The 24,368-nt window shown below is 73.0% G+C and carries 24 protein-coding genes and 1 pseudogene; 13 read left to right on the top strand and 12 right to left on the bottom strand.

Features of this window, described 5'->3' with window-relative positions:
* Positions 1–3: 3 nt before the first annotated feature.
* Complete coding sequence (locus ABTY56_RS22885; protein WP_350630842.1) at positions 4–414, bottom strand: ACT domain-containing protein; 411 nt, start codon at positions 412–414, stop codon at positions 4–6.
* A gap of 213 nt (positions 415–627) precedes the next feature.
* Here ABTY56_RS22885 and ABTY56_RS22880 point away from each other — a divergent pair, with 213 nt between their 5' ends.
* A complete protein-coding gene (locus ABTY56_RS22880; RefSeq protein ID WP_502893168.1) occupies positions 628–1,305 on the top strand; it encodes a PadR family transcriptional regulator in 678 nt (225 codons plus the stop codon).
* A gap of 45 nt (positions 1,306–1,350) precedes the next feature.
* Here the strand turns inward: ABTY56_RS22880 and ABTY56_RS22875 are convergent, their stop codons facing one another.
* On the bottom strand, positions 1,351–1,548 hold the full coding sequence (locus ABTY56_RS22875; RefSeq protein WP_350630840.1) for a hypothetical protein: 198 nt from the start codon (positions 1,546–1,548) through the stop codon (positions 1,351–1,353).
* Between the two features lie 54 nt (positions 1,549–1,602).
* Entirely contained in the window at positions 1,603–1,833 is a 231-nt protein-coding gene (locus ABTY56_RS22870) for a DUF8847 domain-containing protein (RefSeq protein WP_350630839.1), read from the bottom strand.
* A gap of 472 nt (positions 1,834–2,305) precedes the next feature.
* Here ABTY56_RS22870 and ABTY56_RS22865 point away from each other — a divergent pair, with 472 nt between their 5' ends.
* The gene (locus ABTY56_RS22865) at positions 2,306–3,007 is read left to right on the top strand and encodes a bifunctional DNA primase/polymerase (protein ID WP_350630838.1); all 702 of its coding nucleotides are present in this window, start codon (positions 2,306–2,308) and stop codon (positions 3,005–3,007) included.
* Between the two features lie 12 nt (positions 3,008–3,019).
* Here the strand turns inward: ABTY56_RS22865 and map are convergent, their stop codons facing one another.
* Complete coding sequence (map, locus tag ABTY56_RS22860; protein WP_350630837.1) at positions 3,020–3,865, bottom strand: type I methionyl aminopeptidase; 846 nt, start codon at positions 3,863–3,865, stop codon at positions 3,020–3,022.
* Positions 3,866–3,970: 105 nt separating this feature from the next.
* On the opposite strand from map, the gene ABTY56_RS22855 reads away from it, so the two are divergent.
* Positions 3,971–4,216, top strand: coding sequence for a hypothetical protein (locus ABTY56_RS22855; RefSeq protein WP_350630836.1), 246 nt, complete (start codon positions 3,971–3,973; stop codon positions 4,214–4,216).
* 74 nt (positions 4,217–4,290) lie between these two features.
* Here ABTY56_RS22855 and ABTY56_RS22850 read toward each other — a convergent pair whose 3' ends face one another.
* Complete coding sequence (locus ABTY56_RS22850) at positions 4,291–5,061, bottom strand: hypothetical protein (RefSeq protein WP_350630835.1); 771 nt, start codon at positions 5,059–5,061, stop codon at positions 4,291–4,293.
* Between the two features lie 13 nt (positions 5,062–5,074).
* Complete coding sequence (locus tag ABTY56_RS22845) at positions 5,075–6,478, bottom strand: MFS transporter (RefSeq protein WP_350630834.1); 1,404 nt, start codon at positions 6,476–6,478, stop codon at positions 5,075–5,077.
* Between the two features lie 96 nt (positions 6,479–6,574).
* On the opposite strand from ABTY56_RS22845, the gene ABTY56_RS22840 reads away from it, so the two are divergent.
* Both ABTY56_RS22840 and ABTY56_RS22835 read left to right on the top strand, forming a co-directional pair.
* Positions 6,575–6,844, top strand: coding sequence for a type II toxin-antitoxin system Phd/YefM family antitoxin (locus tag ABTY56_RS22840; protein ID WP_350630833.1), 270 nt, complete (start codon positions 6,575–6,577; stop codon positions 6,842–6,844).
* Positions 6,837–7,100: a type II toxin-antitoxin system RelE family toxin gene (locus tag ABTY56_RS22835; protein ID WP_350630832.1), complete on the top strand. Its 264-nt coding sequence runs from the start codon at positions 6,837–6,839 to the stop codon at positions 7,098–7,100. Before ABTY56_RS22840 ends, ABTY56_RS22835 begins: the two co-directional genes overlap by 8 nt.
* Before the next feature lie 25 nt (positions 7,101–7,125).
* On the opposite strand, the gene ABTY56_RS22830 is transcribed toward ABTY56_RS22835, so the two are convergent.
* Positions 7,126–7,728, bottom strand: coding sequence for a hypothetical protein (locus ABTY56_RS22830; RefSeq protein ID WP_350630831.1), 603 nt, complete (start codon positions 7,726–7,728; stop codon positions 7,126–7,128).
* 47 nt (positions 7,729–7,775) lie between these two features.
* Here ABTY56_RS22830 and npdG point away from each other — a divergent pair, with 47 nt between their 5' ends.
* Together npdG and ABTY56_RS22820 are read left to right on the top strand one after the other, a co-directional pair.
* On the top strand, positions 7,776–8,468 hold the full coding sequence (npdG, locus tag ABTY56_RS22825; RefSeq protein ID WP_350630830.1) for an NADPH-dependent F420 reductase: 693 nt from the start codon (positions 7,776–7,778) through the stop codon (positions 8,466–8,468).
* 112 nt (positions 8,469–8,580) lie between these two features.
* Entirely contained in the window at positions 8,581–8,775 is a 195-nt protein-coding gene (locus ABTY56_RS22820; RefSeq protein WP_350630829.1) for a hypothetical protein, read from the top strand.
* A 45-nt stretch (positions 8,776–8,820) separates the two neighbouring features.
* Here ABTY56_RS22820 and ABTY56_RS22815 read toward each other — a convergent pair whose 3' ends face one another.
* A complete protein-coding gene (locus ABTY56_RS22815) occupies positions 8,821–9,636 on the bottom strand; it encodes a site-2 protease family protein (protein ID WP_350630828.1) in 816 nt (271 codons plus the stop codon).
* Between the two features lie 185 nt (positions 9,637–9,821).
* On the opposite strand from ABTY56_RS22815, the gene ABTY56_RS22810 reads away from it, so the two are divergent.
* The gene (locus tag ABTY56_RS22810; protein WP_350630827.1) at positions 9,822–13,178 is read left to right on the top strand and encodes an AfsR/SARP family transcriptional regulator; all 3,357 of its coding nucleotides are present in this window, start codon (positions 9,822–9,824) and stop codon (positions 13,176–13,178) included.
* 154 nt (positions 13,179–13,332) lie between these two features.
* Here ABTY56_RS22810 and ABTY56_RS22805 read toward each other — a convergent pair whose 3' ends face one another.
* The 3 genes from ABTY56_RS22805 to panB form a co-directional block, all read right to left on the bottom strand.
* Positions 13,333–14,145, bottom strand: coding sequence for an ABC transporter permease (locus ABTY56_RS22805; RefSeq protein WP_350630826.1), 813 nt, complete (start codon positions 14,143–14,145; stop codon positions 13,333–13,335).
* Positions 14,142–15,164 carry an ATP-binding cassette domain-containing protein gene (locus ABTY56_RS22800; RefSeq protein WP_350630825.1) on the bottom strand — a complete coding sequence of 341 codons (1,023 nt, stop codon included), beginning with the start codon at positions 15,162–15,164 and terminating at the stop codon, positions 14,142–14,144. The genes ABTY56_RS22805 and ABTY56_RS22800 overlap by 4 nt, the downstream gene beginning before the upstream one ends.
* 161 nt (positions 15,165–15,325) lie before the next feature.
* Positions 15,326–16,195 (bottom strand): 3-methyl-2-oxobutanoate hydroxymethyltransferase, encoded by an 870-nt coding sequence (gene panB / locus ABTY56_RS22795; protein WP_350630824.1) that lies wholly within the window; start codon positions 16,193–16,195, stop codon positions 15,326–15,328.
* A 288-nt stretch (positions 16,196–16,483) separates the two neighbouring features.
* On the opposite strand from panB, the gene ABTY56_RS22790 reads away from it, so the two are divergent.
* The 3 genes from ABTY56_RS22790 (at position 16,484) to ABTY56_RS22780 (ending at position 20,224) form a co-directional block, all read left to right on the top strand.
* Entirely contained in the window at positions 16,484–18,094 is a 1,611-nt protein-coding gene (locus ABTY56_RS22790) for a DHA2 family efflux MFS transporter permease subunit (RefSeq protein WP_350630823.1), read from the top strand.
* A gap of 183 nt (positions 18,095–18,277) precedes the next feature.
* Complete coding sequence (locus ABTY56_RS22785) at positions 18,278–18,931, top strand: TetR/AcrR family transcriptional regulator (RefSeq protein WP_350630822.1); 654 nt, start codon at positions 18,278–18,280, stop codon at positions 18,929–18,931.
* Between the two features lie 246 nt (positions 18,932–19,177).
* Positions 19,178–20,224 carry an endonuclease/exonuclease/phosphatase family protein gene (locus ABTY56_RS22780; RefSeq protein WP_350630821.1) on the top strand — a complete coding sequence of 349 codons (1,047 nt, stop codon included), beginning with the start codon at positions 19,178–19,180 and terminating at the stop codon, positions 20,222–20,224.
* Between the two features lie 7 nt (positions 20,225–20,231).
* Here the strand turns inward: ABTY56_RS22780 and ABTY56_RS22775 are convergent, their stop codons facing one another.
* Positions 20,232–21,986, bottom strand: a complete 1,755-nt coding sequence (locus tag ABTY56_RS22775) for an NAD+ synthase (RefSeq protein WP_350630820.1) — start codon at positions 21,984–21,986, stop codon at positions 20,232–20,234.
* Between the two features lie 230 nt (positions 21,987–22,216).
* On the opposite strand from ABTY56_RS22775, the gene glnA2 reads away from it, so the two are divergent.
* Together glnA2 and ABTY56_RS22765 are read left to right on the top strand one after the other, a co-directional pair.
* A complete protein-coding gene (gene glnA2, locus ABTY56_RS22770; RefSeq protein ID WP_097238167.1) occupies positions 22,217–23,578 on the top strand; it encodes a gamma-glutamylpolyamine synthetase GlnA2 in 1,362 nt (453 codons plus the stop codon).
* 181 nt (positions 23,579–23,759) lie between these two features.
* A pseudogene (locus ABTY56_RS22765) lies at positions 23,760–24,368 on the top strand (hypothetical protein); the annotation flags it as partial.

Genomic DNA, 24,368 nt, shown 5'->3' with positions numbered 1-24,368 from the left:
GGTTCAGCCCGAGGACGGGCCCTGGCGTTCGGAGAGCTCCTCCAGGGCGCGGACGGCGCGTTCGGCGTCGTCGGCGGCGACGAACAGGTGGTCGTGGTGGAAGCCGGCCACCACGTTGCAGCTGATCCCGTCCTCGGCGAGCCGCCCGGCCACGGCCGCGGTCAGGCCGACGGCCTCCAGCGCCGAGTGGATCTGCAGCGTGATCCAGGCCGCCACGTACTCGTAGCGCAGCCCGAGCGCGTCCGCCTCCTCCTGGGCGACCACGACCGTGACCCCCTCGGGCTCGGCGACGGTCACCACCGGCCGCATGCCGGCGGGCACCTTCGCGGGGAGCGTGCAGTACACGTACCGCCCCGGGTTGAGCAGCGGGCGCATTCCGCGCAGCAGCGTCGCAAGATCTCGTTCTCCGGCCATGCCCGCCACCGTAGCGGCTGGGTGGTGGCCGAGTCCGGGCCTGGCGGCCGTGTCGGGCGCGGTCGGGCGGGCCGCGCCCGACACGGTCCGGGGACCATCGGGACGACTGTCGGCGACATATCGGCGAACCGTTGACGAGCGACAGTCACCGATATATCGTCGAACTATCGAGACAGTGACTCGACTGTCTCGGAGAAACAGGAGGTGGGCGCCATGCGCTCAGGAACGCGATTTCGTGGAGAGGGCCCGCGCGGCGGCGGTCGTCGGCGTGGGCCGGGGCCGGACTTCCGGGGGATGCCCGGGGAGGCCTTCGAGGGCCGGGAGGCGTTCGGCGGGTTCGGTCCGCCGTTCGGCGGCGGTGGCCCCGGGCGGCCGATGGGCGGCCCGTTCGGGCACGGCTTCGGCGGTCACGGCGGCCGGCGGGGCGGCCCGCACGGGCGGCGTGGCGGCCGGGCCCGGCGCGGTGACGTGCGGGCCTCGCTGCTGGCACTGCTCAAGGAGCGGCCGATGCACGGCTACGAGATGATCGCCGAGATCACCGAGCGGACCGGCGGGGCCTGGCGGCCCAGCCCGGGGTCGATCTACCCCAACCTCCAGCTGCTGGAGGAGGAGGGCCTGATCACCGCGGAGGAGGTCGGCGGCAAGCGGCTGGTCTCGCTCACCGAGGCGGGCCGGGCCCAGGCCGAGGCCGGCCCGGCGGAGCCGTGGGCGGAAGCCGGCCGGGAGGTCGACTGGGAGGCCGTCCAGGAGGTCGGCCAGGCGCTGGCCGCCGTCGACCAGGCGATCCGGCAGGTCATGGCGACCGGGACGGAGGCGCAGCGCGCCAAGGGCCTGGCCGTGCTGACCGAGGCCCGCAAGAAGCTCTACCTCATCCTCGCCGAGGATGACTGACCGGGGCGGGGGGAGGCGCACCGGCGTGACGGGCGGTGCCGCTGCTCAGGGGTGGACCAGGAACAGGGCCACGCAGACCAGCAGCAGCACCGCCCAGCCGAACCAGAGCCAGCCGTTGGGTCCGATCGTCACCGTGTAGAGGCTCACCGCCGCCAGCAGCACCCCGGTGACCCCGGCGACCTGCCGGTTGTGGTGCGCGACCGCGCGGGAACCGCTTCGCGGGTGCCGTACCGACCTGGCCATGCCGACCTCCCGAGGGCGATGGGGGAGCGGGCGGTCCGCCGGCCGGAGGCTCCGTCAGCCGGAGGCCTTGGCGGAGGCCGCCTCGTCGTACTCGTAGCGCCAGAACCAGCTCAGGCCCCGAACCTGCTTGGCCCGGACGTACACCAGTGTGCGCGCGGGAACGTCACCGTGCGCGGGGACCGGGACGGTGTACTTCTTGGGCACGCCCAGCATCGGCCCCAGCGGGATCGGGAGGATCTTCCCGTCGAGGGGGCCGCCGACGAACGCGGTGTCCGTGCTCTTCATCCCCCCAGGGTCTCACCTCCGCGAGGTGTCCGGGCCTCCCCGTCGGGTGACCGGGGGCAGCCGGGTGGGAGGGTGAGCGGAAGGCCTCGTGAGGGCGGAGTGCCGGGAGTGTGCCCGGGGTGCGCGCGGGAGTGTGACCGGAGAGGCACCGCCCCCGGTCATCCGGAGGGTCCGAGCACCCCTATCCTTGCCTGTACGCCCTCGGGGTTCACCCGGGTCAGCGGGCCCCGTACGGGCCGGGCGAGGCGCGGATCCGCGCGCTCTCCGGCCGATCCGGCGCGGACAGCGTGCTGCCGCGACTCCGTACCGTGACCCGGGCGTCGGCCGTCCGGTGACCCCGGGCCGCGGTCGACAGGGCGCGGACGGCAGGGCCGAGCACCCCGGGAAGCATGCGGGGGCATCGTGCGTTGCGTCGGAGTGTACGTCGAACGCTGTGTCGCACCAGGCACGGCAGTTGCGCGGAAGGGGCCCGATGGAAGCCGGCGGCAGGTGGACGACCTGGTGGCAGAGGCGTGATCGTCAGCGGGCCAGGGCAGGGGGCGCGGACGGCCCGGCCACCGGGCTGGATCAGCTGCTCGGGGCGGTGCACGCCGGTTTCCCGCTCGCGCCGGCCGCCCATCCGACCGGCTACCGCTGTTCCTGTGACCGGGTGGCCTGTCCGGCCCCGGCCCAGCACCCGGTCTCCTTCGCCTGGCAGACCCAGGCCACCACCGATCCCGAGCAGCTCTCCCGCTGGCTCTCCCGCGACCCGAACGCCAACTTCATCACCGCCACCGGCCGGGTGCACGACGTGCTGGACGTCCCGGCGGAGGCCGGGCGGCTGGCGCTGGAGCGGCTGACCGCGCTGGGCGTCGAGGGCCCGGTCGCCGCCGTCGGCGAGGACCGCTACCTCTTCTTCACCGCCACCCGCGGCACCCCGCAGGACGAGGACGAGTGGTGGCCCAGCGCGCTCGACTCCACCCCGGACACCATGTCCGAGCACCCCGGCCTGCGTTGGCACTGCCGCGGCTCGTACACCCTGCTCCCGCCGGCCGCGCTGCCGGACGGCTCCCGGGTGCAGTGGCTGCGCGGGCCCGAGCAGCCGCTGCCGGACCCGCTGCGCGTCCTGGACGTGCTGACCGACGCCTGCACCGAGGTGGGCGCCGTAGCCGAGGAGCAGTGGCTCATCGGCTAGGCGCCGTCGCCGCTACGGCAGGGTGAGGATCTCCGCGCCGTCCGCCGTGACCACCAGGGTGTGCTCGAACTGGGCTGTGCGCTTGCGGTCCTTGGTGACGACCGTCCAGCCGTCCGGCCAGATCTCGTAGTCGTAGGTGCCCAGGGTCAGCATCGGCTCGATGGTGAAGGTCATGCCCGGCTTGATCACCTCGGTGGCCCGCTCGCTGTCGTAGTGCGGGATGATCAGGCCGGAGTGGAACGACGTGTTGATGCCGTGTCCGGTGAAGTCCCGCACCACGCCGTAGTCGAAGCGCTTGGCGTAGGACTCGATGACCCGTCCGATGACGTTGATCTGACGACCCGGCTTGACCGCCTTGATCGCCCGGTTGAGGGATTCCCGGGTGCGCTCGACCAGCAGCCGGGACTCCTCGTCCACGTCGCCGACCAGGTAGGTGGCGTTGAGGTCGCCGTGCACCCCGTGGATGTACGCGGTGGCGTCGATGTTGACGATGTCGCCGTCCAGCAGCACGGTCGAGTCCGGGATGCCGTGGCAGATCACCTCGTTGATCGAGGTGCAGACCGACTTGGGGAAGCCCCGGTAACCGAGGTCGGACGGGTAGGCGCCGTGGTCGCACATGTACTCGTGCGCGACGACGTCCAGCGCGTCCGTGGTGACTCCGGGGGCGATCAGCTTGGCGGCCTCCTCCATCGCCTGCGCGGCGATCCGGCTCGCGATCCGCATCTTCTCGATGGTCTCGGCGGTCTGTACCTCGGGCCCGGTGTACGGGGTCGGGGCGGGCCGCCCGACGTACTCGGGACGCGCGATGTGCGCCGGGACCTTGCGGGTGGGGGACTGGATGCCGGGTACGAGAGCCATGGCGGCGAGTCTAGTCGCCGGTCCCGGCCGGGACGGGCGGTGTGCGGACCCACCCGGGCCGGGGAATGATCGGTACCGACCCATCCGACTGAACGGGAGTACGCCATGCCCCTCGGATTCCACCGCAAGCCGACCGGAAAGCCCGGCGAGTGGTTCTACTGCATCAAGCACGGCAAGGTCGAGGAGGGCCCGGAGTGCCCGGCCAAGGACCGCCTGGGGCCGTACGGCAGCCCCGAGGAGGCCGCCCACGCGCTGCAGACCGCGGACGAGCGCAACCGGGAGTGGCAGAACGACCCGCGGTGGAGCGACAGGCCCGAGGGCGGGACGGCCGAGGACAGGACGACCGAGTAGACGGCGCCGGCTCGCGGCAGGGAGGGCACAGCGGCCCGGAGCAGGGAGGACGGTGCGGCCCGGAGCAGGCTGGGTCAGTGCGGCTCGGGGGCGGTGAAGTACTCCTCGTCCACGCTCAGTACGACGAGGCGCCGCCCGCCCGCGAGTGCCTGGGCGGCGGCCTGGTCCACGGGCGGCGCGGGCTTGGACTCCCGGTCGGCCCAGGCCGTCGTGGTGGCGTTCGGCGCCGCGGGCTTCCAGGGGAAGCCCGCGCCCGGGGTCGGGGCGCCGCTCGGGTCCTTCCGCTCGTCGAAGGCCAGGCTGACCCCGAGCAGGTCGCGGTCCCCGTCGGTGCGCGGGAAGCCGTACCAGAGCCCCTCGCCGGGCCGGGGCGAGGCGTTGGAGTCGGCGCCCTGGGCGCCCTGGGCGGCCATCGCCTGGTCCCAGCGCGACCGGGCCTGCTGCGGATCGCCGCTCACCGCCAGGTACTTGACCACCTGTCGGCGGCACGTCGGGGCCGGCCAGTGCACCCCGGAGCCGTCGGACCTGCCGGGATCGACACCGCAGCCGTCCTGCACGCCCTCGCCGATCGGCTGGGCGCCGGAGAGCGCCGGGAGCAGCGTGGCCAGCCGCCGGTCGATCTCGGCGGTGAGGGACCGGTCGGCGGCGGCGACCTCGGGGGAGGCGGCCAGGGCCGCGACGTCCGGCGGCTGCGGGGCGAGCGTGCCGCCGACCGCGCGGGGTGTCGGAGCCGCTTGGTCCGCGGCCTTGTCACCCGGTGACAGCGCCCAGTTGAGCGTGCCGGCCGCGACGGCGGCCACGACGATCACCACGGCCGTCCACGGCTTCCAGCCCCCGGTCCTCATGCCGGGCAGTCTGTCACAGCGTGGCGGCCGTCCCGGTGGACTTCTCCGTCTCCCGCTCGGCTGCCGGCTCCTGCTGCGTCCCTTCCCGCAGCGCCCGTTCCTGCTCGGTCCGTTCGTGTTCGGCGCGGACGGCGGCGGCGTGCGGGTCGGTGCGGTCGTCGTAGGCGAGCAGCTTCGGCAGCGCCGCCGCGACCGCGAGGACGGCGACGACGCAGGCGACCCCGCCGGTCCAGACGGCGGCGCGCACGCCGATCAGCCCGGCCACGGTGCCCGCCCGGACCTGGCCGAGCTGCGGCCCGACCGAGTAGCTGAGCAGCTCGACACCGGCCATCCGGCCGCGGACCCCGTCCGGGATGGACTGGTTCCACATGGTCGAGCGGGCCAGCCCGCTGATCTCGTCGGCGCCGCCGGCCAGCGCCAGTCCGAGCAGCACCAGCCAGACGCTGCCGGACAGTCCGGCCAGCGCCATCGCCGCGCCCCAGCCGACGGCGGCGGCCAGCAGCAGCCGCCCGTGCCGGTGCACCCGGGACGTCCAGCCGCTGGTCGCCCCGACCAGCAGGGCGCCGGCGGCGGAGGCCGCGTACATCGGGCCGAGCGCCCAGTCCGCGCCCGACTCCGAGGCCAGGAAGGGGAAGACGGCCACCGGGTAGGCGAACAGCATGGCGCACACGTCGATCGCGTAGGTGCCGAGCAGGTCCTTGCGGCTCCAGGCGTACCGGACGCCGGTCAACACCGCCTGCACCGAAGGCCGTTCGGCGCCGGTGGCGGGCGGCACCGCCTTGATCCGGACGAGCAGCAGCAGCGAGGCGGCGAAGGTGAGCACGTCCAGCGCGTACGCGGTCTGCACCCCGGCGAGGGCCACCACGACGCCGGCCAGCGCCGGCCCGGCCACCGAAGCGGCGTTGTGGTACAGGGACTTGAGGGCGAACGCGGCGGTCAGGTGCCGGTGCGGGACGATCCGCGGGGTGAGCGAGTCCAGGGCCGGGCGCTGCAGGCCGTCGGCGGCCGCGACCAGCGCGGCGACCAGGTAGATCGGCCAGAGCAGCGGGTGCGGCAGCAGCGCGTTGAGCAGCAGCAACCCGGCCAGCACGCCGAGTGCGGCCTCGGCGCGCAGCACCAGCCTGCGGCGGTCCAGGGCGTCGGCGAGGGCGCCGCCCCACAGGCCGAAGACGATCAGCGGCACCAGTTCGACGGCGCCGATCAGGCCGACCGCGAAGGAGGAGCCGGTGAGCTCCTTGATCTGCATCGGCACGGCGACGAGCGTGAGGAAGCTGCCGAAGCCGGTGACGCAGCCGGAGGTCCAGAGGAGGCGGAAGTCGCGCGAGGCACGCCAGGGCGACAGGTCGGGCGTCAGCGAGCGCACGGCCCTTCGGAGCCGCCCGGGCGCGGAGGTGTGCGGGGGTTCGTCGACGTTCACGAACCATCATCCTGAGCCGGTCCCCGCCACGCCCGCAAAGGGTTTTCGAGCCGCCCGCCGTTGTGTACACCTGGTACAGAACGTACGCTTGGGCGCATGACGCAGCCACTGCCCATAAAGTCGATCCGCGATGTCCGCGCGCACTTGGCCGAGGTCGTCGAGCGGGCCGATCGGGAGGACGTCCCCACTGTGATCACGCGCCGGGGCAAGCAGGTCGCCGCCGTCGTGTCGATCGAGGTCCTCCGGAAGTACCAGGAATGGGAGGAGCGCGAGATCAACCGGATCATCGACGAGCGCATGGCCGACCCCTCGCAGGGCATCCCGATCGAGGACGTCATGAGGGAGACGCTGGCCCGCAGTGAGTGAGTACCGCACCCTCTTCCGGCCGGAAGCCCGGGACGAACTCCGGAAGATCCCCCGTGACGTGGCGCTTCGCATCCTGGCCAAGCTGACCGAGCTGGAAAGCGATCCGCTCGGCTTCAACACCACCGCGCTCGTGTCGCAGCCCGACCGCAGACGCCTGCGGGTGGGCGACTACCGGATCATCTACACGATCGACAACGGACAGTTGGTGGTGTGGGTCGTCCACGTCAACCACCGTTCCACGATCTACGACACGTGATGCTGCGGCGTTCCTGACCGGCGGCCTACCAGCGGCTGAGGCCGGGTGCCGAGGTCAGCCGGCCAGCGAGGTCGGCCAGGCGGTCGAGGGCGGAGCGGCGGCCGGCCGGTCGGCCGGCGGCGGCACTGACCAGGTGCTGGGCCAGGTCGAAGGGTTCCTCGGCGGCGGTGCCGACGGCCAGCCGTTCGTGCGCGAGCCCGCCGAGGTCGCCCGCGGCGGTGGGGGCGCCGTCCAGCGCGAGCACGGTCGCGCCGTGCCGCCGGGCGTCGTGCACCCGCTCCAGCAGCGGGGCGCCGGCCGCCTCCGGGGCCACCACCAGGACGGTGGCGCCGCGCCCGGCCTCGGTGAGCCGCCGCAGGTCGTACGCCAGGTGCGCCGGGGCACCGGCCGGCGGACGGTGCCGCAGCAGGGTGGGCGCCAGCCGGGGGACGGCCGACCACGCGGCCTCGTCCGCGAGGTGGGCGGCCAGGTGCCAGGGCTCGTACGCCTCGGTTCCGACCAGCAGCAGGGTGCCCGCTCCGCGCCGCTGCACCGAGCGCCGCAGCGACCCGGCGAAGCCGCCGACCGCCTCCAACCAGCCCGTACCCGCCAGCCGTTCCCGGAGTGCCGAAACTCTCACCGCATCCATGCGGGCCAGAATGTCGCGCAGGGCCGGGGATTTGGCAGGATCGGCCCATGACTTCCCTCGATTCAGCGACAAACCCGGCCCACGAGATGCCGGACGTCTCGCAGCTGGTGGTCGGCGTCCTCGGCGGCACCGGCGACCAGGGGCGGGGCCTGGCCCTGCGGTTGGCCAAGGCGGGCCAGCAGGTGATCATCGGCTCCCGGGACGCGGCCCGGGCCGAGGCCTCGGCCGCCGAGCTGGGCCTCGGCGTGCGCGGCGCCGACAACGCGACCGTCGCCCGGGAGAGCGACGTAGTGATCATCGCGGTCCCGTGGGACGGCCACGCCGCCACGCTGACCGCACTGCGCGAGGAACTCGCCGGCAAGATCGTCGTCGACTGCGTCAACCCGCTCGGCTTCGACAAGCAGGGCGCGTACGCGCTGAAGCCGGAGGAGGGCAGCGCCGCCGAGCAGGCCGCCGCGCTGCTCCCGGACTCCCGCGTCACCGCCGCCTTCCACCACCTCTCGGCGGTGCTGCTGCAGGACGAGTCGGTGGAGGCGATCGACACCGACGTCATGGTGCTCGGCGACGAGCGGGCCGCCACCGACGTCGTGCGCGCCCTGGCCGCCCGGATCCCCGGCATGCGCGGCATCTACGCGGGCCGGCTGCGCAACGCCCACCAGGTCGAGGCACTGGTGGCCAACCTGATCTCGGTCAACCGCCGCTACAAGGCCCACGCGGGCCTGCGGATCACCGACGTCTGACCGGTGGACGCCGTGTCGACCTCACCCCTGGACCCGTTCCGGAGGTGAGGTCGGCGACAATGGGTCGCGGCCGCAACCGACCGGCCGCACCCGGTTCTAGGAGTCTCCCGCCATGCCCCGCACGTCCCTGCTCGCCCTGATCGTCGTCGTCCTCGCGCTGGCGGCCGCCGTCTTCTCGCTGACCCAGGGCCTGTGGCTGGGCCTGATCTGGCTGCCGATGGCCGGCGTGGCCAGCAACGTGGTGTGGCTGAACCGCCGCCGGGCGAAGATCGCCGAGGCCCACGCCGCGGCCGCCGAGCAGGGCTAGGCGCATGACCGGGGGCCGGGCGGGCAGGGCCGAGGCGTTCCGGCCTCAGCTGTCCCAGAAGCGGAACAGCGCGTAGCCCAGGTCGGAGACCCGGCCGTCCGCCCCGAACAGCCCCATCAGCCCGTGCACCGCCTCGAAGAACAGGTGGTTGACCTGCGGCTGCCACAGCAGGGCGAACACCGCCAGCATCCCGTACGGCGCGAACGGCTCGACCGCGCGCCGGGTCTTGGCGGACAGCCACGGCTCGACGATCCCGTAGCCGTCGAGGCCGGGCACCGGGAGCAGGTTGAGCAGCGCGGCACTCAGCTGGAGCAGGCCGAGGAAGGCCATCGCGCACTCGATCGGCTTGTACGGGTCCACGCCGAGGGCCCACACGTACACCCCGCCGCCGCCGTGCAGCCACCCCGCCCCCACCGGGATCAGCAGCACCGCCGCGAACAGCAGGTTGACCAGCGGCCCGGCCGCCGAGACCAGGCTGTGCTTGAGCCGGCCGTGGATCCGGTGCCGCTCGATCCACACCGAGCCGCCGGGCAGGCCGATGCCGACGAGGATCATGAAGACGATCGGCAGCACGAAGCTGAGCAGCACGTTGGTGTACTTCAGCGGGTTGAGCGTGAGGTAGCCCTTGGCGCCGACGGTGATGTCGCCGCCGTGCAGCGCGGTGCGCGCGTGGGCGTACTCGTGCAGGCAGAGCGAGACCATCCAGCCGGCGACCACGAACAGGAACACCCCGAACGAGCTGTTCCCGTAGTCGGCGTACACCGCCCAGGCGGAGGTGGCGAGGACGGCGAGGAGCACCCAGAACACCGGGCTGATCCGGCGGTCCTCGCTGCGGGAGCGCGGCGTGGCGGCGAAGGTCATGGTGTGGATGCTCCGTGGGCAGTGGGAGGTCGGGAGGCGGGCAGGGGTCGATCATGCCGGGCGGGCCGGTGACCGGACAAGCCGCTCCGGGTGAACGTCCGAACGCCCGGCCGCGTTCCGTCGCCGGTCCGGGCGGGCAGCACAATTGTGCGGCCGTACCCGCGCCGATCGACCAGAATGGTCCGGTGCACTACGGCATCCTCGGGACGACCACGGCCCACCACGACGACGGAACCCCGGTGCCCCTCGGCGGCGCCCGGCTGCGGGCGCTGCTCACCGCGCTGGCCCTGCGGCAGGGCCGCCCGGTCCCGGCCGACCTGCTGGTGGACGAGGTGTGGGACGCCGATCCGCCGCAGGACTCCTCCGCCGCGCTGCAGACCCTGGTCGGCCGGCTGCGCCGCACCATCGGCCGGGACGAGGTCGGCTCCGGCCCGGCCGGGTACTGGCTGACCGGCCCCGGCACCGACCTCGCCGACTTCCAGCGGCTGAGCGCCGAGGGCCGCCGCGCCCTGGACACCGGGGACGACGCGCTCGCCGCCGAGCGGCTGCGCGCCGCCCTGGCGCTGTGGCGCGGCCCCGCCCTCGCCGACCTGCCGGACCGCACCGGCCCGGCCGCCCGGCTGGAGGCCCAGCGCGAGGAGGCCCACCGCCACCGGATCACCGCCGACCTCGGGCTCGGCCTGGCCGCGGAGCTGGTCGCCGAACTCGCCGAGCTGTGCGAGCGGCAGCCGCTGGACGAACCGCTGCAGCTGCTGATGATCCGGGCGCTGCACACGAGCGGCCGGACGGCCGAGGCGCTGCGCCACTACGAGCGGACCAGGCGGGCGCTGGCCGATGAGCTGGGCGTCGACCCGGACCGACAACTCCAGGCCCTCTACGCCGAGTTGCTCGCCCCCGTGGCGGAGGCGGAACCCGGCCCGGAGCGGCCGCCGGCCGCGGCCGCTCCGACGCCCCAACTCCCGCGCACCGGCGGCAACCTGCGCGGCCGGCTGACCAGCTTCGTCGGCCGAGAGGTCGATCTCGGCTCGCTGCGCGGACTGTTGACGGACCGTCGATTGGTGACGCTCACCGGCCCCGGCGGCTCCGGCAAGACCAGCCTCTCGGTCGAGGCCGGCCGGGCCGAACAGCGCGTCGGGGCGTGGCCGGACGGCGTCTGGGTGGCCGAACTGGCCCCGCTGGAGAGCCCGGAGGCGGTGCCCGCCGCCGTGGTCTCCGCACTGGGCCTGCGCGAGATCGTGCTGCACAGCACCAGCATGGTCGCCGAAGTGATCGAGAAGCGCGCCGAGGACCCGCTGCGCCGGCTCGTCGAGCACTGCGCCCACCGTCGGATGCTGCTCGTCCTGGACAACTGCGAGCACCTGATCCAGGCCGCCGCCGACCTCGCCGACGCGCTGCTCGCCGAGTGCCCCGGGCTGACCGTGCTCGCCACCAGCCGCGAGCCGCTCGGCGTGCCCGGCGAGACGGTGCTGCCGGTCGAGCCGCTGCCCGACCCGGTCGCGCTGCGGCTGTTCGCCGAGCGCGCCGCCACCGCCCGTCCCGGATTCGACCCGCAGGGCGACCCGGAGGCCTGCGCCGAGATCTGCCGCCGGCTGGACGGGCTGCCGCTGGCCATCGAACTGGCCGCCGCCCGGCTGCGGGTGATGACGGCCCGCCAGATAGCCGACCGGCTGGACGGCCGGTTCGCGCTGCTCACCGCGGGCAGCCGCACCCTGCTGCCGCGCCAGCAGACCCTGCGCGCGGTGGTCGACTGGAGCTGGGACCTGCTGGGCAAGCGGGAGCGAGCGGTGCTGCGCCGACTCGCGGTGTTCTCCGGCGGCTGGCAGCTGGAGGACGCCGAGGCGGTCTGCGCCGACGGCCTCGACGTGGCCCCCGGGGAGGTCGCCGACCTGCTGCTGTCGCTGGTCGACAAGTCCCTGCTGGTCGCCGACCTGGACGGCGCCAGCCTGCCGCGCTACCGGATGCTGGAGACCATCCACGAGTACGCCACCGAGCGCCTCGCCGAGTCGGCCGCCGAGCGCGCCGCCACCGAGGCCCGTCACCTGGCGCACTTCCGCGCCCTGGTCGCCGAGGCCGAACAGCAGATCCACGGCCCCCGGCAACTGCACTGGCTGACCGTGCTGGAGCGCGAGCAGGACAACATCCGGGCCGTGCTGCGCCGCGCGATCGACCTCCGGGACGAGGAACAGGCGCTGGTCCTCTGCCTCGGCATGAGCTGGTACTGGTCGCTGCGCGCCTACAGCATGGAGGCCCGCGGCTGGTACAACGCGGTCGCCGCCCTCGGCCCGGACCCGTTCGGCCCCGACGTCCCGCCGCCGCTGCCGCTGGAGCGCGACGTGCTCGCGTACGGCGTGCCGATGCCCGAGGGCGTGCTGGAGGAGTCCCGCCGGCTGCTCGCGATGTACCGGCTGATCGGGCTGTTCGAGGGGAACCTGGACGTGCTCGGCGATCCGGAGGCGGTCGTGGTCGCCCGGCAGCTGATGGACGCCTACGGCCCGGAGCTGCCGCAGGCCTACCGGTTCCCGGCGCTGATGCGGGTGTTCGGCGCCTTCCTGGCCGGCCGGCTGGAGCTGATGAAGGACCTGCTGGACGACGCCGTCCGCGGCTGCGAGCAGTACGGCGGGCCGGGTGACCTGGCCTTCATCCTGCAGGTCCGGGCCCGGATGATGAACGACTGGCCGAGCGGCGCCGAGCAGAGCCTGCGCGACGGCGAGCGCTCGCTGGAGCTGTACGAGCGGGCCGGGGACCTCTGGGGGATCTCCCAGGCCCTGGCCGCGCACGGGGAGAGCCTGGCCAACCAGGGCGAGTCGCAGGCTGCCGCCGCCGCGTACGCGCGGGCGATCGAACTGGCCGAGGAGCTGGGCGCGCCGCAGGAGGTCCCGATCCTGCGGGTGCACCTGGGCACCGCCGTGCTGGAGCACGACATGGAGCGCGGCGAGCGGATCGTCCGGGAGGCCCTGGCCTCCGTCGACGCCCCGGGCGCCAACCAGTCCACCACCGGCGCGCTGATGTTCGGCCATCTGACGCTCTGCGGCATCCACGCCGTGCGCGGCGAGTACGAGGCGGCCCTGGCCGAGTTGGACGCCCTCGACGTGGTCCGGGTGGGCGGCTTCGCACCGGGCATCGTGGACGGGATGCTGGTGAGCGCCCGGGGCTGGATCATCGCCCGGGCCGGGGATCCGGACCAGGGCTACGCCCTGCTGCGGGAGGGCCGGAGGCTGCTGCGCGCCATCTCGGCCGCCAGCGGGTTCGCCGAGCACGTGGCGGTCATGGTGGTGCCGGCGGTGGCCGCGGTGCTGGTCGGCTTCGCCCAGCGGGACGGGGACCTGCGGCGGGCCGAGGCGGCGGCCGTGCTGCTCGGCGCGCACACCGGACTGAACGGCCCGAAGGGCGGCTACCTGGACCGGGTCGAGCGGGAGCGCTCCGCCGACGCCCTGCGGGAGCTGCTCGGCGACGCCGGGTTCGAAGCGGCCCGCGCCCGCGGCGCCGGGATGACCCAGGCGCAGACGAACGAGCTGCTGGACGAGTTGATCGTCGAGGGCTGAGGGCTGAGGGCTGAGGGCCCGGTGGGCCGGTGCCGTCCCCTGGTCACCGGCCCACCGGGCCCGTACGACGGCCGGCGCCTGTCCCGGGCGACCGGCCGTCCGGTCCGCCGGCCCTCCCCCGAAGAGGGCCGCCGGCGGCTCTTCTCCGGGGAGGTCAGGTCCGCTTGCGGAACCGGGCCACCGCCAGCGGGGCGAAGACCGCGGTCACGGCCGCGGACCAGACCAGCACGATCATCACCGGGTGGGCCACCGCGCCCTCGCCGTTGAGCAGCGCACGGGAGGCGTCGGCCAGCGCGGACAGCGGGTTGACCTTGGTGAAGGACTGCAGCCAGCCCGGCATGGTCGAGGTCGGGGCGAAGATCGAGCTGCCGAACTGCATCGGCATCAGGACCAGCATGGCCACGCCCTGGACGGCCTGGGCGCTGCGCAGCGCCATGCCCAGCAGCATGGAGATCCAGACGATCGACATGCCGAACACCAGGCCCAGGCCGACCGTGGCCAGCACCTCCAGCGGGCCGGTCTTCACCTCGAAGCCGATGCACATCGCGAAGCCGATCAGGATCGCGAAGGAGAGCAGCCCGCGGAGGGTCTCGGCGGCGATCTTGGAGAGCAGCACGGAGGCCCGGCCGATCGGCAGGGTCCGGAAGCGGTCCATCACACCGGTCTGGAAGTCGCTGTTGAGGCCGGTGCCGACGGCCATCGCGAGGGTGAGGCCGGTCTGCCCGAGCAGACCGGGGACGAGGTACTGCTTGTAGGTGTCCTGGTCGCCGGCCATCGCCCCGCCGAAGACGTAGACGAACAGCACGGTGAAGATGATCGGCATCAGCACCGCGTCGAACATGGACTCCGGGTCGGCCTTGATCCGCATCAGGTTGCGCCGGGTCAGCGCGCCGACGTGGCGCAGCGTTCCGGACAGGCCGATCCGGGAGTCCTGCACCCGGGCGGGGGAGAGCGTGGCGGTGGTCATGCGACGGGCTCCTTGGCGAGGCTGGGGGCGGGCTCCGCGTCGGCGGCGGGCTTGCCGGTGATGGCGAGGAAGACCTCGTCGAGGCTGGGCACCTTGGTGTCGATGCCGGCGATCGCGAAGCCGCGGCCGCCGAGCACGCCGATCACCGCGGTGAGCTGCTCGTCGCCGGTGATCGGCACCGCGAGCAGGCCGGTGTCGGCGGAGAAGGTGGCGCTGGTGATGCCGCTCTCGTGCAGGCAGCGGGCCATCTCGGGCAGTTCGGCCGGGTGGACCGGGCGGACCTGCAGGGTCTGGCCGCCGACCTTGGCCTTGAGCTCGGACACCAGGCCGTTGGCGATGACCTTGCCGCGGTCGATGACGGTCAGCTCGTTCGCGAGCTGCTCCGCCTCCTCCATGTACTGGGTGGTCAGCAGCACGGTGGTGCCCTCGGCGACCATCCGCTGCACCTCGTCCCAGACCTCGTTGCGGGTGCGCGGGTCCAGGCCGGTGGTGGGCTCGTCCAGGTAGAGCACCCGGGGGCGGCCGATCATGCTGGCGGCCAGGTCGAGGCGGCGGCGCATGCCGCCGGAGTAGGTCTTGGCGGTCCGCTTGCCGGCCTCGGTGAGCGAGAAGCGCTCCAGCAGCTCGTGCGCGCGGGCCTTGGCCTCGCGGCCGGAGAGGTCGAGCAGCCGGCCGATCAGGTAGAGGTTCTCGTACCCGGACAGGAGTTCGTCGACAGAGGCGTACTGGCCGGTGAGGCCGATGGTCCGGCGCAGCTGCTTGGGCTGGCGCAGGACGTCGTAGCCGCCGACGACGGCGGTGCCGGCGTCCGGCTTGATCAGGGTGGAGAGGACCCGTACCAGGGTGGTCTTGCCCGCGCCGTTGGGGCCGAGCACGCCGAGGACGGTGCCTTCCCGCACGGTGAGGTCGACCCCGTCGAGGGCTTTGGTGGTGCCGTAGTGCTTGACGATGCCGCGGACCTCGACGGCGTTGCCGACGGCGACTCCCCGGTCGTTCGGGGCGGTGGCGATTCGTGTCATGCCACCAGGTTGTCCGCCCCGGCTGTCAGCCCCCTGTCAGCCCGGCGGCGGTCGTGGCACCGCGCTGCCAGGAGGCTGTCACGCCGCTGTCATCCGTCGGCCGGGCAGGACGGTGCCCCCGCTCCGAGGGGCGGAGCGGGGGCACTGGGCCGTACGACCGGTCAGTGGAAGGTGTGCTCCTCCGCCGGGAAGGCGCCGCCGCGGACGTCCTCGGCGAAGGCCCGGGCGGCGTCGCCCAGGACGGCCCGCAGGTTGGCGTACTGCTTGACGAACTTCGGCACCCGGCCGGCCGTCATGCCGGCCATGTCGGTCCAGACCAGCACCTGGGCGTCGGTGTCGCGGCCGCCGCCGATGCCGACGGTCGGGATCGCGAGCTGCTCGGTGACCTGGGCGGCCAGCTCGGCCGGCACCGCCTCCAGCACCACGGCGAAGGCGCCCGCCTGCTGGACGGCCTTGGCGTCGCGCAGCAGCTGGTGCGCCGCCTCGTCGCCGCGGCCCTGGACCGGGTAGCCGCCGAGGGCGTGCACGGACTGCGGGGTGAGGCCGATGTGTGCCATCACCGGGATGCCGGCCTCGACCAGCAGCTCGATCGAGCGGGCGCTGCGCTCCCCGCCCTCCAGCTTCACCGCGCCGACGCCGGCCTCCTTCATCAGCCGGGCCGCGTTGTGCATGGCCTGCGCGGGGGACTCCTGGTAGGAGCCGAACGGCAGGTCGGCGACGATCATCGACCGCTTGGTGCCGCGGACGACTGCGGCGGAGAGCATCACCATCTGATCCATGGTCACCGGGACGGTGGTCTCGTAGCCGAGGTGGCAGTTGCCCGCCGAGTCGCCGACCAGCAGGACCGGGATGCCGGCCTCGTCGAACACGCCCGCGGTCAGGGCGTCGTAGGCGGTCAGCATCGACCACTTCTCGCCGCGCTGCTTGGCGGAGGCCAGGTCGCGGACGGTGATGCGGCGGTTGGTGACCCCGCCGTAGAGGGTGGCGGTCGACGCCTGGTTCTGGGCAGGCGAAGGCGAAGAAGCGTTCATCGAACGGACTCCTGAAGGGTTGTCGTCTCGTGGCGCCGTGCGGCGTCCCCGGATCACCTCCATGCTTGCACGCCCCGGCGTGCGCGCAAAGAGGGGTGCGTTCGTCCCGGTGCGATCCGTGACACACCGGGCCCCGGTCGCGGTGGGCGGAGGCGGCGGGCTTTGCCTCGTTTTTACGAAACGGGGTCGTCTCGTATCGTATTCCCGGCTACTCTGGTGCGGGGGTTACGAGACGGATCCGACTCGGAATAGCCCGCCAGTGCCACGCCAACACGGACGGGAAGACCAATGACCACCGCAGCCGCGCCACCCCGCGTGCCGGAAGCCATCCACCGTCGGCGCTGGGCGATCCTCTGCACCCTGGTGCTCGCCCTGCTCGTCGTCGTGCTCGACAACTCGATCCTCAACGTCGCGATGAAGACCATCGCGACCCCCGCTCCGGTCGGCCTCGGCGCCACCCAGAGCGACCTGGAGTGGTCGATCAACTCCTACACCCTGGTGTTCGCCGGACTGCTCTTCACCTCGGGCCTGCTCGGTGACCGCTTCGGCCGCAAGCTCGCGCTGCTGGCCGGCATGGTGGTCTTCGGAATGGCCTCGCTGCTGTCCTCGATGGCCGGCTCGCCCGGTGAACTCATCGGCTTCCGCGCCCTGATGGGCGTCGGCGCCGCGCTCGCGATGCCCGCCACGCTGGCGATCATCATGAACGTCTTCGAGCGCTCCGAGCAGCCCAAGGCGATCGGCATCTGGGCGGGCGCGGTCGGCCTGGCCATCGCCATCGGTCCGATCACCGGCGGCCTGCTGATCGAGCACTTCTGGTGGGGCTCGGTCTTCCTGATCAACGTCCCGATCGTGATCGTCGCGGTGATCGCGATGGCGATCCTGGTGCCCGAGTCCAAGGACCCCAACCCGGGCAAGCTCGACCCGATCGGCGTGCTGCTGTCGATCATCGGCCTGGTCGCACTGATCTACGGCATCATCAAGGGCGGCGAGCTGGCCGACTTCACGGCCGCCGGGGCCTGGGTGCCGACCCTCATCGGTGTGGTCGCGCTGGTCGCCTTCGTCTGGTTCGAGCGCCGCACCGCGTTCCCCGCGCTGGACGTCAGCTGGTTCCGCAACAAGGTGTTCAGCGCCTCCGTGGTCGTCGTCGGCGTGATCTTCTTCGCGCTGATGGGCGTCTCCTTCTTCGGCGTCTTCTACATCCAGAGCGTGCGCGGCTACAGCGCGCTGCAGGCCGGTCTGCTGATGCTGCCGCTGGCCGTCGCCCAGCTGCTGTTCGCACCGCGGGCCCGGCTGGTGGTCGACCGCATCGGCGTCGCCGCCACCGCCGCCGGCGGCATGGTGCTGGTCGCGATCGGCTTCGTCGGCTACACCGTGCTGACCGCCACCAGCCCGATCTGGGTGCTGATCGTGCTCGGCCTGGTGATGGGCGCCGGCATGGCGCACGTCATGCCGCCGGTCACCGTCGCGATCATGGGCTCGCTGCCCCGCGAGAAGGCCGGCGCCGGGTCGGCCGTCAACAACACCTTCCGCCAGGTCGGCGGCTCGCTGGGCGTCGCCGTGCTCGGCGCGGTGCTCTCCACCGTCTACCGCGACGGGATGAGCGACACGCTGAACCAGCTGCCCGAGAACCTGCGGGACAAGGCCGGCGAGTCGCTGGAGGCCACCCTGGCCATCGCCGACCGGATCCCCGGCGGCAAGGCCCTGATCGCCCCGGCGAACGACTCCTTCATCCACGCCATGCACGTGGTGGCCTCCTTCTCGGTCGGCATCTCGGTGCTCGGCGCGCTGGTCGCCTGGTTCCTGCTGCCGCGCCGCTCGGCCGCCCCCGGTGCTCCGGCCGGTCCGGCCCCCGAGCAGCGGGACGAGCCGCTCGTCGAGGCGGCGGCCGCGGACGCCTGACCTGCGGTCCGACCGGACGGCGGTGAGGTCTCGAACACGACTGAGTGACAATGGCCCTGTCACCCCGGGTGCGCCCGAGGGGACAGGGCCTCGGTCCGGCGGCGGGCTCCCGCCCGCCACACGGACCGCCAACGACACGGACGGCGCCCGCGCGCCCGGGGACAGCGAGGGAGTACAGCGGGGATGAAGACGGACACCCCGACCGCCGACACCGATCAGGACTGCGCCGCCGACAGCGGCCAGGCCTGTGCCGCCGCACGCCGCGGCCGGCCGCGCAGCGAGGCCGCCGAACAGGCCATCTTCACCGCGGTGGTGGACCTGATGTCGAGCGGCACCACGATGGCCGAACTCACCATCGAGGGCATCGCCACCGCGGCGGGCGTCGGCAAGGCCACCATCTACCGCCGCTGGCCCAACAAGGAGGCCCTGCTGGTCGACGTGGTCGGCAAGTTGGAGGTCCCGATGCCCGAGCCGACCGGCCGCGGCGCGCGGGCCGACCTGATCGAGATGATCGACTACATGCGCCGGCGCGGCCTCGCCAAGCGCACCCGCTGGGTGCTGAAGGCCGCCCTGGGCCAGATGCACAGCCTGCCCGAGCTGCACAACGCCTACCGCGAACGGGTGGTCAAGCCGCGCCGCGAAGCCGGGCTGAAGCTCATCCGCGGCGCCGTGGACGAGGGCGTGCTCCGCTCCGACCTCGACCTCGAGCTGCTCGGCGACCTGCTGATGGGCCCGATCCTCTACCGCAGCATCCTGTGGGACGACTCCGACCTGGAGGACCCGGACCTCGCCCGCAAGATGGTCGACTCGCTGATCGAGGGCCTCGGGCCGCGCTGACCCCGGGCGCCGGCCCGCCGCCCGGGGACGCCCCGCGGCGGCCCGGCCGCCCGCTCGCCGCACCGACCGGACGTGGCCTAACTCACCAAACCGGGCCGCGCCGGAACCCGCTCCGGGGGCGTGACGTCTGTCCCGGCATAGGCTGAGCCGGGTATCCGATCGAACCGGCACCGGTCCGGTGCCGTGCCCGTCCGCACGGGCCGGACCCCGGACCGGCGGACGGCACGAACGAACGGGAGCCACGGTATGGCGCAGGCGGACAGGACCGAGCGGATCGCTGCCCCCGGAGGTGCCGACGACTCGGCCCCCGCAGCGCGGTCCGGCGGCTTCCTCGGCCTGCGGGACTGGGGCCGGGACGCCCGCGGCGCCACCACCTGGCGGCGCGGCCTGGTGATCGCCGCCCTGGCCGGGCTCACCGCCGCGCTGCTCGCCTTCCACGCCGAGGTGCCCAACGGCGTCGGCAACCTCGGCAGCCTGCTGGAGACCTTCCTGCCCTGGCTGGGCCTGGCCGTCCCGGTGCTGCTGGTGCCCGCGCTGCTGCGCCGCTCCGCCACCGCGCTGCTCGCGCTGCTGCTGCCCGTGGTGCTCTGGGTCAACCTGTTCGGCGGCCTGCTGACCGACAGGAGCGGCGGCAAGGGCGAGTGGACGGTGGTCAGCCACAACGTCGCCGCCGCCAACACCGACGTGCCGGCCACCATCCGGGGGCTGGTCGCCTCCGGCGCCCAGATCGTCGCCCTGCAGGAGCTCGCGGGCCGGGCGCTGCACTCGTACGAGACCGGGCTCGCCGACGCCTACCCGTACCACACCGTGGAGGGCACGGTCGGGCTGTGGTCGAAGTACCCGATCAGCGGGGTCGCGCCGGTGGACCTCAAGATGGGCTGGACCAGGGCGTTCCGGGCCCAGGTCGGCACCCCGCAGGGCCCGGTCGCGGTGTACGTCGCGCACCTGCCCTCGGTGCGGCTGAAGGCCGAGGGCGGCTTCACCGTCAACCAGCGGGACGCCAGCGCGCAGGCGCTCGGCGACGCGATCGAAGCCGAGCCGATCAAGAAGGTGCTGCTGCTCGGCGACCTCAACGGCACCATGAACGACCGCAGCCTCGCGCCGGTCACCTCGCAGATGCGCTCGGCCCAGGGCGCCGCCGGGGACGGCTTCGGCTTCAGCTGGCCGGCGTCCTTCCCGATGGCCCGGATCGACCAGATCATGAGCAAGGGCGGGCTCGACCCGGTCGACTCCCGCACCCTGCCCCGGGACGGCAGCGACCACCTCGCGGTGGTCGCCACCTACCGGTACTGACCGAGCGTCAGCCGCGCCGCCAGCGGTTGGTGATCGGCAGTCGGCGGTCCCGCCCGAAGTTCTTCACCGAGATCTTCGGGCCCGGCGGGTACTGCCGGCGCTTGTACTCGGCGGTGTCGACCAGCCGCACCACCCGGTCCACCACGGCCGGGTCGAAGCCGGCCGCCACGATCGCGTCCCGGCCCTCGTCGCCCTCGATGTAGCGCGCCAGCACGCTGTCCAGGAGGTCGTAGTCCGGGAGCGAGTCGGTGTCCTTCTGGTCCGGCCGCAGCTCGGCGGACGGCGGCTTGACGATGGTGTTCTCCGGGATCGGAGCCGCCTCGCCGCGCCGCTCGGCCTCCTCGTTGCGCCACCGGGCCAACCGGAAGATCAGCGACTTGTAGACGTCCTTGATCGGCCCGAACGCGCCCACCGAGTCGCCGTACAGGGTCGAGTAGCCGACCGCCAGCTCGCTCTTGTTGCCGGGCGCGAGCACGATGTGCCCCTCCTGGTTGGAGATCGCCATCAGCAGGGTGCCGCGCAGCCGGGACTGCAGGTTCTCCTCGGCCAGGCCGGTCAGCTCGGTGGCGGCCAGGTAGGCGTCGAACATCGGGGCGATGGAGACCGTCCGGAAGTGCAGCCCGGTGCGGTGGGCCAGGTCGGCCGCGTCGTCCTTGGAGTGCTCGGAGGAGTAGCGGCTGGGCATCGAGACGCAGTACACGTTCTCGGCGCCGATCGCGTCCACGGCGATCGAGGCCACCAGTGCCGAGTCGATGCCGCCGGAGAGGCCGATCAGCACCGACCTGAAGCCGTTCTTGGCGACGTACGCCCGGGTGCCGGAGACCAGCGCGGCCCAGATCTCGGCCTCGTCGGACAGTCGCGGCGCGACCCCGGCGCCCGCCCGCTCGGCGGGCGCGGGCTGCACCTCGCCGCCCAGCTCGGTCCGGACCAGGTGCAGCCCGTCGCTCAGCAGCAGACCGTCGGTGTGGTCGCTGCTGGCCGCCGGCAGGTCGAGGTCCAGCACCAGCAGGTGCTCCTCGAACTGCGGGGAGCGGGCGAGGACTTCGCCGTCCGCGCCGACCACGATCGAGTCGCCGTCGAAGACCAGCTCGTCCTGGCCGCCGACCATGTTGACGTACGCCAGGGGGCAGCCCGCCTCGGCCGCCCGGCGCCGGACCAGCTCCAGCCGCTGGTCGTCCTTGTTGCGCTCGTACGGCGAGCCGTTGATCACCAGCAGCAGCCCGGCCTCGGCCTCGCGGGCCGCGGTGACCCGGCCGCCGTCCTGCCAGATGTCCTCGCAGATCGCCAGCGCGACGTCCACCCCGTGCACCCGGACCACCGGCAGCTGGTCGCCCGGGACGAACCAGCGGAACTCGTCGAACACGCCGTAGTTGGGCAGGTGGTGCTTGGCGAAGCGGGTCACCACCTCGCCCCGGTACAGCACGGCGGCGCAGTTCTGCGGCGACCCGGCCGGGCGGTTGAAGCGCGGCGACGCGTGCTCGGAGCGCCCGAGGTAGCCGACCACCACCGGCACCTCGCCCAGCCCGTCGGCCGCCAGCCGGCCGGCCAGCTCGACCAGCGCGCCGCGGGAGGCCTCGACGAAGGAGTGCCGCAGGGCGAGGTCCTCGACCGGGTACCCGGTGAGGGCCATCTCGGGGAAGGCGACCAGCTGGGCGCCGGCCTCGACGGCCTGCTTGGTCCAGCGCACCACCTCATCGCTGTTGCGGGCGAGGTCACCGACCCAGGGGTCGATCTGGCTCAGGGCGAGACGGAGATTGGGCATGTCCCCGAGTGTAATCGTCTATCTGACGCAATGTCCCGCGAGGGGGTCGCTCCGCGGTGGTCCCGAGGCCGCCCCCGGACGGTTCCGGAGGTGTTCAGCGGGTGTTCCCGGGGGTCGGGACTGCCGTCTCGCCCGGTGATCGGCCATGATGGGGGCATTCGCCGGCAGGGGTCCTCCGGTGGCCTCCCGGGCGTAACACGAGCGTAAAGAGCAGAGGTGAGACTGTCCCCATGGGCAAGCAGCAGCAGTTCGTGCTTCGGACGCTCGAAGAGCGTGACATCCGGTTCGTCCGGCTGTGGTTCACCGACGTGCTCGGGTTCCTCAAGTCGGTCGCGGTCGCCCCGGCCGAGCTGGAGCAGGCCTTCGAGGAGGGCATCGGGTTCGACGGCTCCGCGATCGAGGGCTTCGCCCGGGTGTACGAGTCCGACATGATCGCCAAGCCGGATCCGACCACCTTCCAGATCCTGCCGTGGCGCTCGGAGACCCCTGGCACCGCCCGGATGTTCTGCGACATCCTGATGCCGGACGGCTCGCCGTCCTACGCCGACCCCCGGTTCGTGCTCAAGCGCACCCTGGAGAAGGCCTCCGACCTGGGCTTCACCTTCTACACCCACCCGGAGATCGAGTTCTTCCTGCTGAAGAACCTGCCCGGCGACGGCACCGCGCCCATCCCGGCCGACCAGTCCGGCTACTTCGACCACACCCCGCGCGGTGTCGGCCACGACTTCCGCCGCCAGGCGATCACCATGCTGGAGTCGATGGGCATCTCGGTCGAGTTCTCGCACCACGAGGGCGCCCCCGGCCAGCAGGAGATCGACCTGCGCTACGCCGACGCGCTCTCCACCGCCGACAACATCATGACCTTCCGTCTGGTCATGAAGGAGGTCGCGCTGGAGCAGGGCGTGCACGCGAGCTTCATGCCCAAGCCCTTCTCGGAGCACCCCGGCAGCGGCATGCACACCCACGTCTCGCTGTTCGAGGGCGACCGCAACGCCTTCCATGAGTCCGGTGCCGAGTACCAGCTCTCCAAGGTCGGCAGATCGTTCATCGCCGGCCTGCTGAAGCACGCCGCCGAGACCGCCGCCGTGACCAACCAGTGGGTGAACTCCTACAAGCGGATCTGGGGCGGCTCCCAGCGCACCGCCGGCGCCGGCGGCGAGGCCCCCTCGTACATCTGCTGGGGCCACAACAACCGCTCGGCGCTGATCCGGGTGCCGATGTACAAGCCGGGCAAGCAGGGCTCCACCCGGATCGAGGTCCGCTCCCTCGACACCGGCTGCAACCCCTACCTCGCCTACGCCGTCACCCTCGCGGCCGGCCTGAAGGGCATCGAGGAAGGCTACGAGCTCCCGCCCGGCGCCGACGACGACGTGTGGGCGCTGTCCGACTCCGAGCGCCGCGCCCTCGGCATCCAGCCGATGCCGCAGAACCTCGGCGAGGCCATCGACCTGATGCAGCGCAGCGAACTCGTCGCCGAGACACTGGGCGAGCACGTCTTCGACTTCTTCCTGCGCAACAAGCGCCAGGAGTGGGAGGAGTACCGCTCCGAGGTGACGCCGTTCGAGCTGCGGAAGAACCTCCAGGTTCTCTGACGGTTCGTCAATCACCAGGCGGGCCCGCTCCGGTCGGAGCGGGCCCGCCTGTTTCGTGGGGCATCCCCCGCGCACGCTAATCCGTTGAGCCAATCCGACTACTCTGCAGCGGTGCGAGCCGCGAGCGAGTGAGGCAGGGGCGTATTCAGAAGATCCGCTTTACGGATCATCCTGGAGTGTCATGCGTACTCGAATCACCACCCTTGTCCTGTCCGGACTGGCCTCGGCCACGCTCGTGCTGGGTGCCGGTCACACGGCCTACGCCTCGTCCTCCGTCAACCACGGCATCGCCTCCGAGTCGGCAGCGGCCCAGGGCGAATGGGTCGACAACCTTCTGCGCCTGGCCGGGGACCGCACCGGCTTCTCCGGCAACACCTGGACCTTCACCGGCCGGAGCATCCTGCGGTCGGACACCCCGGACCCGGCCGACCCGGAGTCGACCGAGACCACCGAGCAGGGCGAAACCCCCACTGAGCAGGGCGACTCGGTCCAAGCCGGCGAGGACGGCGCCGAGCGTGGTCGGCCGATGGGCGAGCCGTCGGCGCTCGGGCACCCCGAAGGGCCGGGGGCCGCCGCCGCCGGCGGCGAGGCCTGCAAGGAGGGGGCCCCCGGCCAGCACGGGCTGTCCGAGTGCGCCTGCCCGCCCGGCGAGCACGGCGGTCACGAGGGCCATGGCGAGCACGGCGAGCATGGTGAGCACGGCGGTCACGAGGGCCATGGCGAGCACGGCGAGCATGGTGAGCACGGCGGTCACGAGGGCCACGGCGAGCACGGCGAGCATGGTGAGCAC

The sequence above is a fragment of the Kitasatospora sp. NPDC097691 genome, assembly GCF_040302665.1.
Taxonomy (GTDB): domain Bacteria; phylum Actinomycetota; class Actinomycetes; order Streptomycetales; family Streptomycetaceae; genus Kitasatospora.
The sequence above is the reverse complement of the archived record's forward strand: the minus strand, read 5'-3'. Positions and strand labels throughout refer to the sequence as shown.

Excerpts from the sequence above, each read along its gene's own strand:
- ABTY56_RS22875 (WP_350630840.1), bottom strand. The coding sequence starts at position 1,548 with ATGGCCAGGTCGGTACGGCACCCGCGAAGCGGTTCCCGCGCGGTCGCG.
- ABTY56_RS22820 (WP_350630829.1), top strand. The coding sequence starts at position 8,581 with ATGCCCCGCACGTCCCTGCTCGCCCTGATCGTCGTCGTCCTCGCGCTG.
- ABTY56_RS22850 (WP_350630835.1), bottom strand. The coding sequence starts at position 5,061 with ATGAGGACCGGGGGCTGGAAGCCGTGGACGGCCGTGGTGATCGTCGTG.
- ABTY56_RS22775 (WP_350630820.1), bottom strand. The coding sequence starts at position 21,986 with ATGCCCAATCTCCGTCTCGCCCTGAGCCAGATCGACCCCTGGGTCGGT.
- npdG (WP_350630830.1), top strand. The coding sequence starts at position 7,776 with ATGACTTCCCTCGATTCAGCGACAAACCCGGCCCACGAGATGCCGGAC.
- ABTY56_RS22885 (WP_350630842.1), bottom strand. The coding sequence starts at position 414 with ATGGCCGGAGAACGAGATCTTGCGACGCTGCTGCGCGGAATGCGCCCG.
- ABTY56_RS22840 (WP_350630833.1), top strand. The coding sequence starts at position 6,575 with ATGACGCAGCCACTGCCCATAAAGTCGATCCGCGATGTCCGCGCGCAC.
- ABTY56_RS22880 (WP_502893168.1), top strand. The coding sequence starts at position 628 with ATGCGCTCAGGAACGCGATTTCGTGGAGAGGGCCCGCGCGGCGGCGGT.
- panB (WP_350630824.1), bottom strand. The coding sequence starts at position 16,195 with ATGAACGCTTCTTCGCCTTCGCCTGCCCAGAACCAGGCGTCGACCGCC.
- ABTY56_RS22830 (WP_350630831.1), bottom strand. The coding sequence starts at position 7,728 with ATGGATGCGGTGAGAGTTTCGGCACTCCGGGAACGGCTGGCGGGTACG.
- ABTY56_RS22780 (WP_350630821.1), top strand. The coding sequence starts at position 19,178 with ATGGCGCAGGCGGACAGGACCGAGCGGATCGCTGCCCCCGGAGGTGCC.
- glnA2 (WP_097238167.1), top strand. The coding sequence starts at position 22,217 with ATGGGCAAGCAGCAGCAGTTCGTGCTTCGGACGCTCGAAGAGCGTGAC.
- ABTY56_RS22805 (WP_350630826.1), bottom strand. The coding sequence starts at position 14,145 with ATGACCACCGCCACGCTCTCCCCCGCCCGGGTGCAGGACTCCCGGATC.
- ABTY56_RS22800 (WP_350630825.1), bottom strand. The coding sequence starts at position 15,164 with ATGACACGAATCGCCACCGCCCCGAACGACCGGGGAGTCGCCGTCGGC.
- map (WP_350630837.1), bottom strand. The coding sequence starts at position 3,865 with ATGGCTCTCGTACCCGGCATCCAGTCCCCCACCCGCAAGGTCCCGGCG.
- ABTY56_RS22790 (WP_350630823.1), top strand. The coding sequence starts at position 16,484 with ATGACCACCGCAGCCGCGCCACCCCGCGTGCCGGAAGCCATCCACCGT.
- ABTY56_RS22855 (WP_350630836.1), top strand. The coding sequence starts at position 3,971 with ATGCCCCTCGGATTCCACCGCAAGCCGACCGGAAAGCCCGGCGAGTGG.
- ABTY56_RS22865 (WP_350630838.1), top strand. The coding sequence starts at position 2,306 with ATGGAAGCCGGCGGCAGGTGGACGACCTGGTGGCAGAGGCGTGATCGT.
- ABTY56_RS22785 (WP_350630822.1), top strand. The coding sequence starts at position 18,278 with ATGAAGACGGACACCCCGACCGCCGACACCGATCAGGACTGCGCCGCC.
- ABTY56_RS22815 (WP_350630828.1), bottom strand. The coding sequence starts at position 9,636 with ATGACCTTCGCCGCCACGCCGCGCTCCCGCAGCGAGGACCGCCGGATC.
- ABTY56_RS22870 (WP_350630839.1), bottom strand. The coding sequence starts at position 1,833 with ATGAAGAGCACGGACACCGCGTTCGTCGGCGGCCCCCTCGACGGGAAG.